Annotated in this window: 2 protein-coding genes; both read right to left on the bottom strand. The window is 48.6% G+C overall.

Going from position 1 to position 969, the window contains the following annotated elements; genetic code table 11:
• Positions 1–332 (bottom strand): efflux RND transporter permease subunit (locus JCM15548_RS20635; RefSeq protein ID WP_162198310.1); only part of this gene is annotated, 332 nt, incomplete at its 3' end.
• Positions 286–969: hypothetical protein (locus tag JCM15548_RS22095; RefSeq protein ID WP_162198311.1), on the bottom strand; the 684-nt coding region annotated here is incomplete at its 5' end. The genes JCM15548_RS22095 and JCM15548_RS20635, both read right to left, overlap by 47 nt.

Here is a 969-nt window from a genome sequence, read left to right on the forward strand (position 1 = left end):
CCAATCATGGCCACCGGAATACTCGCGATAACCGCCAGGGGCTGCAAAAAGGATTCAAACAAAATGGCACACAGGAGAAACACCACCCCAATCACCACCAACAGCAGCCAGTACTGGCTGCTCTCCTCCTTTCGCCAATGGCTATAGCCCCCTTTGTCGTGCGCCGTAAAACCCACCGGCAAGCGCTCATTGAGTTGCTCCAGGTTACGTTTACGCACCCGGTTATTCAGTTCCCATGGTCCCAGAAAATCATATTGCACCACCAGAAGGTATTCCTGGTTCTCCTTACGGATAAGATTTCCGGTGCGCTCCCGCATTAATAAAACCCACATCCTTCAGGCGAAAAGCTTTGCCCGATGCCGTCAGCATGTTATTGTGCATGTCCCATATCGTAGTTTGTCCGGAAGAAGCCTCCCGCAAAAACACGGGAATGACCCCTTCTTCGCCAGCAACCTCTGCAGCCCTTATCTCACGGGGCGATTGAAACAACAGTTCCCTGTACACGTCCTGTAAAGACCCATTTACTTCCTCCAGCTTTTCGGCATCCAATCCCATGACAAAGGCATAACGCGGTTTCCCGCGCCATGAATTGCCTGTTTGGATGATGACCTCCTCAATGCGCTTATGCTTAAGCAGCGTATCTTTAAACATCGTAGCTTCAGCCATAATCAGGTCATAATTATAGCCCCTTAACTCAATGTGGTTATTGAACCAGCCCTCCTGGGTGTTATTGCTAAATCCTTGTCCCACCCCCCAAATATCAAAATCCGCACTCCCGATTTGATTGGCCTGCCTGATCAGCTCATTTTTCAACAGATGTGGAAAAGCGCCATTTTCTTCCTCCGGCACAAAAGTTATTTCCAAACGGCCATTATCAATATTGTGAATGCTGGTCACAAAAGACTCAATTTCCGGGTAAGCCGCCAGGTAGTTTTCCAATTCCAGAAAGACCTCATTCATTTGCTGAAT

Source organism: Geofilum rubicundum JCM 15548, assembly GCF_000974365.1.
Taxonomy (GTDB): Bacteria; Bacteroidota; Bacteroidia; order Bacteroidales; family Marinilabiliaceae; genus Geofilum; species Geofilum rubicundum.